We start from the raw sequence: 11,628 nt of genomic DNA, 5'->3' as shown, positions 1-11,628 counted from the left end.
CTTCTTCTTCAGCTTCTAACAGGACGATAACGTTGCACGGGAGTCTTCCATGCACCTCAAAGTAGGAGTTAATTGCGAGGAGCTGCGCGAATGCTTGCCTTTGTTGTCACCTGCACCCCTAGCATAAATGCGCCCGCCACGTATATTGGGATCGAACGGAGGGCTCGTCCAAGCATCTACTGGTCCGGCGGGCATTGTGTCATAGTGTCCATAAAGAAGCGCTGTCGGTGCTCCTGGCGCTCGCTTCCATGAACCCACAATTACCGGGCAGCCTTTGTCGGTCTGGCGGACGCTTCGAGGCCCATGTCGCGCATCATGCGAATAAGCAATGTTGGGACTTCTTGCACCCCTACGTCTTGCGCACTAATACTTGGGTGCTTGAGATAATTGATTAGCCTTTGGACGAACTCATCCCGCTTCTCTTCAATGTAGGAAAAAATCTTGGTTAGTTCGTGTTCAATGAAGCTGTTGATGTACACAACCATGGTAGCGGTGGTCCCTTAGTGAAGTGCAGCCTGAGGTGCACATCTCTCCAACTATTGTGTATGTCAAACGGGGGGTGATCGTTAAACGAAATCGAGGATTACGGCGCTGGAATTCGTCGCGATACGCCGCGAGCGAGTGGAAAACATGCATCAACTGGCGGGTTTCCGTGATGAATGTGGTCCCATCTGCAGTTCTTGTCAATTTACGACAAATTTGACAGGGCACGGGCAGAGGAGATCTCGCTTGGCTTGTGAGCCACTCGCCATGGGCAGCTGGGATGCGGTTATCGTGGCCTGAAAATGTTCGTCGAGCACACCGTTAGCCACCAACCTGGCCGAGGCCCGGCTCCGGTGAGCGTTAGGCGCATTTGCCCCGATAGCGCTTTTCGAAGAACTTCCGCTGCTCATGCGGTTCAATGGACGCTTCAAAGAGCGTACCGTCAAGCGAAAGTCCGTGATCCCGTTGACCGCATTATGCCCACCGAGGGAATGGAGCGGGAATTTGCGCAGAGAAAATGATAGTGTGATGTCGAAGTGATCTCCGCCGGCGTTGGCGTCGCTGCTGCGAACGTGGAGGACCCGCCGCCGATCCCTTACGATGCGCCGTATAGGGCTGATATTTGGTCTAGACGCGGACGGAGCGGGCCGCCTTGGTTCTACCCAGCAGATGCCGGAAACGCGATCGGACAGATTGGACCAACAGTATCAGGCCGCGCATTCCTAAAGGCGTACGCAGCAATCCCGCCCCTCGATTCTCTGATGGCATTCAGCCTGTTTAGCGCAACTGCATTCGCCTCTCGTGGATCCGATGCGAAACGCTCATCCGGAGGCGATAGTTTAGCATAGGGGCTCTTGCCATGTTGGCGTTATAAGAATCCTTATGCACGATGGCGGTTTGGTGGCCGCACGGAATGGTCACCGTCGAAAACAGCGAACCTTTAGCCCTCAGAAAAGGGGATCGAGGGTCTAGTTCGCTGATCTTGATGAGGCGGATCTCGTATTCGTTGTCTTTCGGCTTGCAATATTGCCCCCCCGTATTGCCGCATCTGCGAATGTTACCCTGATGGCGCCATTGCCGATGACGATCCGATGTCGATTAATCGGTCGCGCCAGATGGCTTTCCCGGCTTGCTCGACGAGAGGGGCTGTGGACGGGTCGGGCCCTACATAGCCCGAGCCGTCCACAACCCCGGGCAATGGGGCAGCGGTCGTGGCGTCGTCGAGCAGGCCCTGGGCGACCAACCGTTCGGCAGCCCTCCGTCTGAGTGCCCTCAGCAGACGTTGCACAATCGAATGCTGTCTCTTTCCGAACTCCTCGGGGTATTTTTCGCTCAACCGGCCGACAATTGCGAGCGCCGTCAGCTGTGGCTGCTCTGCGAGCCACGCTTCGATCGCGGCAATATGCGGGTCGAGCTTGGACGGCATGCGAACTCTGGTCTTATAGGGCCGACGAGTTCGCCGGTGCGTGGCACGCGGCTCGCCGACCGTCGCGGTCTTGCCGAGCGTCTTCGCGAACGTCGCCGCGGTCGCTGGCATGACGCTAGTGTGAGCGGGTTGCAGGCCGCGCGCCTGTCCGGCACGACGATTGACGCGATTGCCTAGTTCTTCTTGGGTTGCGCGAATCTCCGCCAACAGCGCGACCGGATCGAGCGAGCGATACTGATCACGCAGCCGCTTCTTCACGGCCGCGGTCACCTTGGGATGCGTCAAGGCACGCTCATAGGGCGTCGATGGGAGATGATAGCGCTTGATCACTTTAGCCCCTTCTCGACGCTTCTCCTTCAGCTTGAACGACGGCTGGAAGAAGTTGACGTAAAGCCGTGCCGCCGCATAGAGGCGGCCCATCATGCGCGCTGTCTCGACGCCATCGAAGGGGCCATAGCCCATGAGGCGGCGGACAACCGCACCATTCTTCTGCTCGACAAACGCTTGGTCGTTCTTCTTGTACGCACGCGAGCGTGTGACTTCGAGCTTCTGTTCACGACACCATGGCACGACGACATCGTTCATGAAGGCGCTGTCGTTGTCGAAGTCCACGCCGCGCAACAGCCAGGGGAACAGGCTCTGCACGCGAGTAATCGCCTCGACGACCAGCGAGCCTTCCCGCGTTAGCAACGGCAGGCACTCCGTCCAGCCGATGGCGACATCGACCATCGTCAGGGTCTGGATGAACGAGCCAGCTACCGACGTGCCGCCATGCGCGACCATGTCGACCTCGCAAAAGCCGGGCACCGGGCTGTTCCAGTCATTGAACGTGCGGATCGGGACCTCGCGCCGGATTGCCGAATAGAATCCGGCACGGCGCCGCCTGCCGCCGCTCGCCGCGATCTTCACATCGACGAGCAAGCGATCGATGGTGGCCGCGCTGATAGCCAGAACACGATACCGGTCCGACTGGCCAAGCTGCAATCGGCCATGTTGCTCAAGGGCCGGCAGCAAGATCGGGATCATCACCTTGAGCCGCTTGCCGCACACCCGATCCGATGCCTCCCACAGCGCCGTCAGCGCGTCCTTGATTGTCGCGCCATATCTGCGTCTTCGCTTTCTTGTTGCCTCGACCTCGCCGAGTCCAACCGTCTCGCGTCGCCGGAGCGCGCGCACCGCATGCTTGCGATGCCAGCCCGTCGTCGCGCACAGCTCGTCGAGGATCCGTCCCTTCTCCGCTCGTTTGGCCGACCGGTAACGCTCCGTTACCGCCAACACCACCTCGCGCCGCGCGCCCATGCTGATCTTTCCCGCCATAGACGCCACCGAACCAATTCGATGGCACCGACCCAATCATCGGCGAGAAGTTGTCCAGTAACATTCTGGGTGAGGCAATGCGCCCCCTACAGATAGGTCTGTTGCGCTGCCTGCTTTGGAATGAAGCAGGTGGTCGGGGATGCTGATCGTGGAGACGATTGCGCGGATACGCCGCGAGCACTTCATCAAGGGTAAGACGATCAAGGAGATCGCCCGCGACCTGAAGGTGTCGCGGAACACGGTCCGGAAGGTGCTGAGGTCGGGGGAGACCTCGTTCGAGTACGAGCGGTCGGTGCAGCCGCGACCAAAGCTGGGGCGATGGGCATCGGAGCTCGACGGGTTGCTATCGGCAAACGCGGTCAAATCCACACGTGAACAGCTGACGTTGATCCGGATCTTCGAAGGGCTGCGCGGCCGGGGCTATGACGGCGGTTACGATGCCGTGCGGCGTTACGCCCGGCAGTGGAGCAAGGAGCGCGGGCAATCGACGGCGGCGGCCTACGTTCCGCTGAGTTTTGCGCCAGGCGAGGCCTATCAGTTCGACTGGAGCCACGAGGTGGTGCTGTTGAGCGGCACCACGGTGATGGTGAAGGTCGCCCACGTCCGGCTCTGCCACAGTCGCATGCTGTTCGTGCGGGCCTATCCGCGGGAGACGCAGGAGATGGTGTTCGACGCCCATGACCGGGCGTTCGCCCTGTTCAAGGGCACCTGTAGTCGCGGCATCTACGACAACATGAAGACCGCCGTAGAGACGATCTTCGTCGGCAAAGGGCGCCTCTACAATCGCCGCTTCATGCAGATGTGCAGCCATTACCTGGTCGATCCGGTTGCCTGCACGCCGGCCTCGGGCTGGGAGAAGGGCCAGGTCGAGAACCAGGTCGGGCTGGTCAGGGAGCGCTTCTTCACGCCACGGCTGCGGTTCAAAAACCTGGACGAGCTAAATGCCTGGCTGCTCGATAAGTGCATCGCCTACGCCAAGGCTCGTCGCCATCCGGAGTTGGCCGAGCAGACGATCTGGGAGGTGTTCGAAGCCGAACGACCCAAGCTCGTTCCCTATGCCGGCCGCTTCGACGGCTTCCATGCGGTGACGGCATCGGTCTCGAAGACCTGCCTGGTACGCTTCGACAACAACAAATACTCAGTCGCAGCCAGCGCGGTCGGGCGCCCGGTCGAGGTTCAAGCCTATGCCGACCGCATCGTGGTCCGTCAGGATGGGCGCATCGTAGCCGAGCATCCGCGATCCTTCGGACGCGGCGAGACGACCTACGATCCCTGGCACTATGTGCCGGTGCTTGCTCGCAAACCCGGCGCCTTGCGCAATGGCGCTCCGTTCAAGGACTGGGTGCTGCCGGCCGCAATCGAGCGGATCCGGCGCAGGCTCGCCAGCACCGATGATGGCAATCGGCAGATGGTCGACATCCTCAACGCCGTGCTGACCGATGGTCTGCCGGCGGTGGAAGCCGCCTGTGCCGAAGCGCTCGGCCACGGCGTCCACTCCGCCGACGGGATCTCGACATCAAAGGCTTTTTCGACACGATCGATCATGCCCTTCTGGTGAGAGCGCTTCGGAAGCATTGTCAGGAGCCCTGGGTCTTGCTGTACGTCGAGAGATGGCTGAAGACTCCGGTGGAGATGCCCGATGGGACTATCCAGAAACGGGAAGCCGGAACACCGCAAGGTGGAGTGGTAAGCCCGTTGCTGGCAAATCTTTTTCTGCATTACGCCTTCGATGCGTGGATGCGTCGGATGTTTCCGCGCATTCCGTTCGAACGCTATGCCGATGATACAACCGCGGCGCGTGTTCATCTCAGGCCAGAAGCGCGGCGTCTTCGGTGTCATCAGGCGCGAACTGCGCCGCCCGCTCCGCAATCGAGCCCATCATCGGACACATGAAGGCCGAAGGTCACCTCGGCCGCTGTTACCTCAAAGGTCGTGCCGGCGATGCCGACAACGTCATCCTCTCCGGCGTGGGCCACAAACTTCCGCCGCATCCTCGCCTGGCTCAGAGAACTCTTGAGCCTGTTCCTAGCACTGCTATCGCGAACGCTCGCAACTCCAACCCAGCTCAATCCGGCTTCTTAACGGACGACTAATTAACGTGAGGTTCGCTGACCGCCTGGCTCAACGCACCGTTAAAATCGTTGAACCTTGGGTACGACTTGCCGATTGATCGATCAGGCTTCGCAATCAGCTTCGATCGGCAAGGCAAAGCCAGCTTTCACGCGATCCAATACGACCATCGTCTTCACACCCTTGATGTCCGGGTTTGAGTAAAAAAATTTCCGAGTGAATTGCTCGTAGTCTTCCATACTCTTAGCAGTGATGTAGAGCGCAAAATCGGCATCACCTGTGACATAAAAACCGCTGACGATGTCGATTGATGACTTTATCGCCTTCTTGAACCTGTCGATAATGTCAGCGCGTTCTCTTTCAAGGCTAACGAGCACCAGCATCTGAATTGGCCTACCAACGGCCTTGGTCGAAACAATAGAGACGTCGCCCTCAATTATGCCGTCAGACCGGAGGCGCTTTAACCGGCGTTGGACCGCAGTTGCAGAAAGTCCAGCTATCTCTCCGATCGCTTCTGACGTGAGCCGATTGTTTTTCTGCACGATCTGCAAGATGCGTGCATCAATGCGGTCATACTGCATGATCCTCTCCTAAGCAGTTATTTTCGTTGGTTATCAGTCGGGTCTCGCATAAAATCTGCGTTAAAGCGAATAAAGTCGACGAAAGTATGCTGCATGATTCAATATCATGGAAGCGAATCTAAAGCCAAGGAGGAGCGCATCTTCGTGTGGTGAGTTCGGCGCAATGTGCTGATCAAGGCCTCGCGTGACGCGTAGTCACTCGCTATTGCGCGGCGCAAAAACGAGCGTCTCTCGGTGGGCGCAGGTGACTCAGATATCGCGAATGGAATTATTACCCGACAATTCCAACCGAAAACGTTGGGGCACGTCCAAATGATGGGCCGAGGCCTGTTTCACCGCTCGGATGGAATTCCTCTGCGTTCCTATTTCTATGCAGGATTTCGGCGTTTCAGTATCGCTTTGTGCATCGTTAAGGATGAGGCGATGGAGTAAAATCGCGCTGCCTTCGTCGAGTAATCGGATTCCGTATGACACAAGCGGGTCAAGTCGTCCAACCAGACGAGCGCTGCATCGAAGCAGGCGGTCGGTTGCGAAAATCAAGCGCATGTCCGGTGGTGAATCCAGTTTCTAGTGATCTCAGGATGGTGCGTTCCGCTCCTACTTTCCTCGCAAAGAACAGAATCCTTGCAAGTCTCCCGCGCCAGAATCTTTTGGCGATACGCGCCTTTCTTGAGCCCGTTGTCCTCAGCGAGCGCGCAGTTCTATCGGAAGCGCGGAGGCAGCTCGATCATATCTACTTTCTAGAGTCGGGCCTCGTATCGCGAAGGGTAGTGTCTGTAGGAACGATGTTTGAAACATCTGTCGTCGGTTATCGCGGTGCTGTCGGAGTTTCGCTTCTGCTGAACGACCATATCGAGACAGAGCAGCACGTCGTAGTAGTGCCCGGAACCGCGTACAGGATCCAGGCTCGGGATTTGTTTAACGCAATTGCGGACGTCCCAGACCTACATCAGCGGCTTTTGCAGTTCGCTCGGGCGTTTGCTCTACACAGCGCTCAGGCGGGGCTGTGTGGGGTGCGGCATGGCCTTGAACAGCGACTGGCAAGCTGGCTCTGTTTAGCGAGCGATGCGCTCGGTGCGGATGTAATTCCTGTTACGCACGATTACCTCTCTTGCGTTCTCGGATTGCGCCGCGCAGGCGTGACTGAAACGCTGATTAGCTTTCAAGAAGATGGACTCATTCGAAAGATGCGCGGCGTTCTGCAGATTGATCAGCGTACACACCTCGAGCAGAGGGCGTGCAAGTGTTGTAGAATTATTGCCTCCGCCTATTCCGCATCGGAGACCCTCCTCAGCTCCGTGACGAGCCAATAACGGTCTCACAGTCGTAATGTTTGTGGGATGCAGCTGTCGCCCACAACGAGACGACGAGAATCCGCTTACCTTGGCAAAAATCGCTGGAAGTCTGCGCAGATCGCGAGCTTTATCTGAAAGACGCGCCACTGTTCCTCTGTAAAATGGCGGCACAAAACGCGGAGTTTGCAGATGAAAGTTGGTGTTCCTAAAGAAATCAAGGCGCACGAGTATCGCGTCGGCCTCACGCCCGGCGCTGTTCGCGAATATGTCGCTGCGGGTCACACTGTAATCGTGCAGGCGAACGCTGGTGGCGGTATCGGCGCCGATGATGACCAGTATCGAAAAGCAGGTGCGAGAATTGCATCGTCGGCGCGAGAAGTTTTCGAGGCCAGCGATATGATCGTGAAGGTTAAAGAACCGCAACCATCCGAATGGACTCTCCTTCGTAAAGATCAGATATTGTTCACGTATCTGCACTTGGCGCCGGATCCCGAGCAAGCAAAGGGTCTCATCAATTCCGGCTGTGCCGCCATTGCATACGAGACTGTAAGTGATCGGTTCGGGGGTTTACCGCTGCTGGCGCCGATGAGCGAAGTGGCGGGCCGGCTATCGATCGAAGCCGCAGGTGCGGCCTTGAGACGATACGCCGGGGGGCGGGGATTGCTCATCGGTGGCGTGCCTGGCGTGCAACCGGCTCGCGTCGCAATCATTGGCGGCGGCGTTGTCGGAACCCATGCGGCGCGCATGGCGAGCGGTCTGGGAGCCGAAGTGACCATTTTGGATCGATCGATCCAGCGGCTACGAGAGTTAGACGATCTATTCAAAGGCGTGTTCGCACTCTGTTTTCAACGATCGATGCCGTTGAGCAGGAAGTTTTCGCAGCGGACGTTGTCGTGGGCGCAGTGCTTATTCCAGGCGCAAGCGCGCCGAAGCTCGTAACGCGCGGCATGCTAAGCTCGATGAGAAAGGGGGCCGTGATCGTTGATGTCGCCATCGATCAAGGAGGATGCTTTGAGACGTCCCGCCCGACTACACATGTCGAACCGACGTACGAAGTAGACGGTATCATACATTATTGCGTAGCAAACATGCCGGGCGCGGTCCCATTGACCTCAAGCCAGGCGTTGAACAACGCGACACTGCCATTTGGCTTAGCTCTCGCCAACAAAGGTATTGCCGCGGCGCTTGAAAATCCGCATCTGCGTTCCGGCCTAAATGTGTACCGCGGGCGGCTTACCTACAAGGCTGTCGCTGACAGCCTTGGCTTGCCGTTCTCGCCGATCGATCAAGCTGCTTGATCCCGAACAAGCTTTCAACACTGCTTGTATCGTGACGGGCCATTCTTCGGAGTGGTCCGTCATGACGTTCAAGCCATGCATTCAAGGGGACGTTCAATCAGTCCAGATCCTCGAATGATGCAAAGGGCGAGCTAAGGTTGTCGAGCTCATTTGACCATCCAGCTTCAATGAGAACGGCGCGACCGCGCAGGCAAAGGAAGTTTGAATCTAGGAAAGCAGGGCATGAGGTTTTGGCAAGTAGAGGTCTGTTTATATTCCGTACAAATACGGGTGTCGCACCGCGCCACTCGCAGGTTACATTCCTGGAATTGCTTGAGTGAGCCGGATTGCTCGCAAATCGGATGTGGAATGCGATTAATCGGCTTTTCCGCGCCCGTCCGACTGACAAGCAGGTAGTCGGACGAGCAACTCGTCGACATTGAAAATCGGATCGTACGAAACGTACCGATGTGACGCGATTATGACACGCTGCTTGGGCGCGGAATGGAGACGGTCCGTTCTGTACGAACTTATAGCGCGCGATACCCACGCAATCTGTCAGCTTATTCGTGCGGGATCGGAGTGGTCCGTTTCGCGACGCTTGATGTTCTCAAATGGCGAGCGTTCACGACAAGCCCTGGTGTCAAAGAGACGAGGGCGGAGAGAAGGTAGCCGCTGCGCGGCAGTTTCGATGATAGCTGGGGGACTTCTGGATGAAAGCTATGAAAAGAATTTCACTAAGTTTGGCGGCCGGCCTTGTTGGTGTTAGCAGCGCGCAAGCCGCTGATTTGCCTGTCAAGGCGAAGGCAATCGAATACGTCAAAGGGTGTTCGCTTTACGGGCCTGGCTTCTATTATATTCCCGGGACGGATACCTGCATAAAGCTCGGAGGTTACCTGCGCACTGAAGTCAGTGTGAATTCAAGTTATCACTACGATGTCCCGAACAACAGCGTTGGCGGGGCTCGCAATCGCCTTAGCGACGCTTACAATTGGCGGTCTCGGGAGGAAATGACGATCGATACGCGGACGGCGTCGGAATATGGCACCGTGCGCACTTTCTTCGAAGGTGTGTTTCAATGGACGGGCGGCGCTTATTCTGGCGCGGGTAATGGATCGACGGTGTATGCGTCGCTCGGTGGCGTCTCAGCACCTAATAATGCGAATCCAGGTGCCGTCGCTGGCGGCACGGTCGGCGTCTGGAACGCGTTCATTCAATTTGCCGGCTTCACTATTGGTAAGGCGATGTCGCAATTCACCACGCCTTGGGCCCATTATCCCGCAAACGTCTTGGACGGTCTGCCGGGTGCAAGCAGCTGGGACCCTGTGAATCAGTTTAGCTACACGGCTGATTTTGGGCAAGGGATTTCATTATCGGTCTCGGCTCAGGATTCGGTGATACATGATACGACCGCAATTTGGAACGTAAGTGCAGCGTCGGCAGCCGGCATCCTCGCCGGGTCGTACGGCGGGAACGATATTGCTGGTTCAGCGAGCCCCGATTTTGTTGGCATGCTGCGAGTTGACCAATCGTGGGGTTTGTTCCAAGCGTCAGTTGCTGCGCACGACAACCACGCAGCTTACTATGGGGCGACCGAACTTACAGGACACCCGAGTGATAAGTGGGGTTGGGCGGGCCAGCTAGCTTTATCAATTAAGAACCTTCCCACCGGGCCTGGGGACAGCGTCAATATGTCCGGCGTCTACAGCCACGGGGCTAGCCGCTATAGTTTCCACGACTACGGCTCGAGTACGTTTGCAATGTACGGTGGTTCCGGCCTACCGGGCGTATATCAAAGCCTCGGGTTCGCGGGCGTTTCGGATGCGGTTTTTGTTGCCGGCTCTGGCATGGAACTGACAACGACTTACGGGTTTCAAGGAGGCTACACGCATAATTGGAATGCCTATTGGAACACTGGCATCTTCGGTGGTTGGGCTGCCGTAAGATATAATGGAACGGCGAAGGGGTATATGTGCAGTGCCGTCGTCGCCAACCTTGCGCTCTCGAGCGGCATGGCGGGCTGCAACCCAGATTTCAGCTACTCAGTGGTCGGCATCAATACGCGCTGGACTCCAGTCAAAAATCTCACGTTCACGACAGAACTGGCCTATGCGATGCTTGATCAGAAGTATGCCAGTGGCAGTAGTGTAACTGCACCGCTTCAGGCCGGCATCGCCAAGCCCGCGGGGACTTACGAGATCAAGGATCAGAGCGCGATTTCGCTTCTTTTCCGCGCCCAACGCAACTGGTAGGGACCTCCCGTACAACATAGGTCAAGGTTCAATCTCCAAGAGGCCCTCGGTATGCCCGCCGAGGGCCGTTCTCATTTCCTCCGAAATGCCAAGGCGGCATGAGTGGCTTGGCCTGCAAGCAGCCATGCATGCGATACCAGACGTAATGATGTAGACTAATCGGCAAGCTCGGTGCGCTGGTTTGAGGTGTCGTGGGCTCGTTTGCGGCGAATAAAGCGTGGTGAAGGTGCGGTTTATCTTCTGCAGGCCCTGGCGAAGACCTCGGCACGATAGCAGGGACCGTTGTCGGTCATTTATGCCGGTTACCTTCATGTCGATGCCGCGGTAGTAGGCGATGGCCTTCGTGAGCAGAGCGATTGCGCTCTCCTTTTGTAAGCTCTGTTCTCAGGCCACGGCTTTGAGGTCTTGACGGCAATAAGCCCACGGGAGCAGTTGATCGATGTCGCTGTTTGGATGGCCGTTGACGATTCTGGCGAAGACGTCGGTCAGGTAAGCAAGCGGATCGACGTCGTTCAGCTTACTGGTTTCGACCATGGAAGCGATGATGGCCCAGCGCTCGGCGCCGCCATCAGATGGAAGGCTGCTTGGCCCACCCAGTCCGCCAACGTCGAACGATCGAGCTCAATGCACTGGCATGCGTAAATCTGCGCCTGCCGGTAGAGCAGCAGGTGATCATCGTATTTGGAGACCAGCACCTGGGCGACGGTGGCCTCGGTCGGCAATCCGCCCTCGATCAGCTGGGCCGAGGCCGGCGCCTGTATGACGCCGTCCTCGCAAGCACGGCAGGCGTATTTGGGACGCCGGGTAACAAGGATCCGGAACTGCGCCTGGACCAGGTCCAGCCGCTCGCTTCGGTCCTCGCCGATCCGGTGTAACTCGCCTCGGCAGCAGGGACAGGTCTTGTCATCGATATCGACAATGACCTCG

Annotated in this window: 7 protein-coding genes and 5 pseudogenes; 6 read left to right on the top strand and 6 right to left on the bottom strand. The window is 57.6% G+C overall.

Features of this window, described 5'->3' with window-relative positions:
• Positions 1 to 15: 15 nt before the first annotated feature.
• The 3 genes from AKN83_RS41965 to AKN83_RS37255 form a co-directional block, all read right to left on the bottom strand.
• A complete protein-coding gene (locus AKN83_RS41965) occupies positions 16 to 195 on the bottom strand; it encodes a hypothetical protein (protein WP_347336855.1) in 180 nt (59 codons plus the stop codon).
• Between the two features lie 65 nt (positions 196 to 260).
• Positions 261 to 485, bottom strand: coding sequence for a hypothetical protein (locus tag AKN83_RS41960; RefSeq protein WP_050399765.1), 225 nt, complete (start codon positions 483 to 485; stop codon positions 261 to 263).
• 1,055 nt (positions 486 to 1,540) lie between these two features.
• Complete coding sequence (locus AKN83_RS37255; RefSeq protein WP_050399766.1) at positions 1,541 to 3,226, bottom strand: DDE-type integrase/transposase/recombinase; 1,686 nt, start codon at positions 3,224 to 3,226, stop codon at positions 1,541 to 1,543.
• A 139-nt stretch (positions 3,227 to 3,365) separates the two neighbouring features.
• Between AKN83_RS37255 and istA the strand changes: the two are divergent.
• The 3 pseudogenes from istA to AKN83_RS41610 form a co-directional block, all read left to right on the top strand.
• Positions 3,366 to 4,730, top strand: a pseudogene (gene istA / locus AKN83_RS37250) (IS21 family transposase); the annotation flags it as partial.
• 50 nt (positions 4,731 to 4,780) lie between these two features.
• A pseudogene (locus AKN83_RS42205) lies at positions 4,781 to 4,960 on the top strand (group II intron reverse transcriptase/maturase); the annotation flags it as partial.
• A gap of 55 nt (positions 4,961 to 5,015) precedes the next feature.
• A pseudogene (locus AKN83_RS41610) lies at positions 5,016 to 5,308 on the top strand (IS5/IS1182 family transposase); the annotation flags it as partial.
• A gap of 92 nt (positions 5,309 to 5,400) precedes the next feature.
• Here the strand turns inward: AKN83_RS41610 and AKN83_RS37245 are convergent.
• Positions 5,401 to 5,877, bottom strand: coding sequence for an Lrp/AsnC family transcriptional regulator (locus AKN83_RS37245; protein WP_050399767.1), 477 nt, complete (start codon positions 5,875 to 5,877; stop codon positions 5,401 to 5,403).
• Between the two features lie 467 nt (positions 5,878 to 6,344).
• Between AKN83_RS37245 and AKN83_RS42200 the strand changes: the two genes are divergently transcribed.
• The 3 genes and pseudogenes from AKN83_RS42200 (at position 6,345) to AKN83_RS37230 (ending at position 10,701) form a co-directional block, all read left to right on the top strand.
• A complete protein-coding gene (locus AKN83_RS42200) occupies positions 6,345 to 7,190 on the top strand; it encodes a Crp/Fnr family transcriptional regulator (RefSeq protein WP_083992411.1) in 846 nt (281 codons plus the stop codon).
• Between the two features lie 171 nt (positions 7,191 to 7,361).
• Positions 7,362 to 8,470 (top strand): annotated as a pseudogene (gene ald, locus AKN83_RS37235) (alanine dehydrogenase).
• 692 nt (positions 8,471 to 9,162) lie between these two features.
• Positions 9,163 to 10,701 (top strand): porin, encoded by a 1,539-nt coding sequence (locus AKN83_RS37230; protein ID WP_050399769.1) that lies wholly within the window; start codon positions 9,163 to 9,165, stop codon positions 10,699 to 10,701.
• A 384-nt stretch (positions 10,702 to 11,085) separates the two neighbouring features.
• Here the strand turns inward: AKN83_RS37230 and AKN83_RS42195 are convergent, their stop codons facing one another.
• Together AKN83_RS42195 and AKN83_RS37220 are read right to left on the bottom strand one after the other, a co-directional pair.
• The gene (locus AKN83_RS42195; protein WP_050399770.1) at positions 11,086 to 11,235 is read right to left on the bottom strand and encodes a transposase domain-containing protein; all 150 of its coding nucleotides are present in this window, start codon (positions 11,233 to 11,235) and stop codon (positions 11,086 to 11,088) included.
• Positions 11,236 to 11,270: 35 nt separating this feature from the next.
• A pseudogene (locus tag AKN83_RS37220) lies at positions 11,271 to 11,628 on the bottom strand (IS66 family transposase zinc-finger binding domain-containing protein); the annotation flags it as partial.

The organism is Bradyrhizobium embrapense (genome assembly GCF_001189235.2).
In the GTDB taxonomy this organism is placed as follows: Bacteria; Pseudomonadota; Alphaproteobacteria; order Rhizobiales; family Xanthobacteraceae; genus Bradyrhizobium; species Bradyrhizobium embrapense.
This window is presented reverse-complemented; position numbering and strand designations above follow the sequence as displayed.